The sequence below is a fragment of the Cohnella sp. GCM10012308 genome (genome assembly GCF_042649185.1).
Taxonomy (GTDB): Bacteria; Bacillota; Bacilli; order Paenibacillales; family Paenibacillaceae; genus Cohnella.
Window position 1 is genome coordinate 1 of record NZ_JBHRYU010000087.1, and the last position, 537, is coordinate 537.

The following is a 537-nucleotide window of genomic DNA, read 5'->3' on the forward strand; positions in this document are numbered from 1 at the left end:
CCCCATTCGGACATCCCCGGATCAAAGCCTGCTTACGGCTCCCCGAGGCAATTTCGCTGTTCGCCGCGTCCTTCTTAGGCTCCTGGCGCCTAGGCATCCTCCGTGCGCCCTTAATAGCTTAACCTATGCTCCGCATGCCCGATTTCACCGCGTTCTCCCATCAACCCGTCTCGCCGTATACACGGCTCAACTGATTGTCGAAAGGCGCTTCAATTCGTCCATGCTTCGCTCTAAGCTCGCCACACAAGGCAATGTAGAGAATTTCTAATTTGCGCATTTTCGTTTCGCTATCCGGTTTTCAAAGAACAAGCTGCCGTTTTTAGCGGCGGAATGATAGCTTACCATGTCCCGGGGTCGTCCGCCACCATCAAATGTTGGAAGAAAAGCCGATGCATCATAAGGCATCATTCGAAGGATTTCTCCTTCAAAACTGAACTCGAGCGGTTAAAACTACGGACTTTCGTATTGCCCCGAAGGGCTCCTTAGAAAGGAGGTGATCCAGCCGCACCTTCCGATACGGCTACCTTGTTACGACTT

At 52.1% G+C, this 537-nt stretch carries 2 rRNA genes; both read right to left on the reverse strand.

The window, feature by feature from the left end:
• Nucleotides 1-124, reverse strand: a 23S ribosomal RNA gene (locus ACFOTD_RS34515); the annotation flags it as partial.
• A 362-nt stretch (nt 125-486) separates the two neighbouring features.
• Nucleotides 487-537, reverse strand: a 16S ribosomal RNA gene (locus ACFOTD_RS34520); the annotation flags it as partial.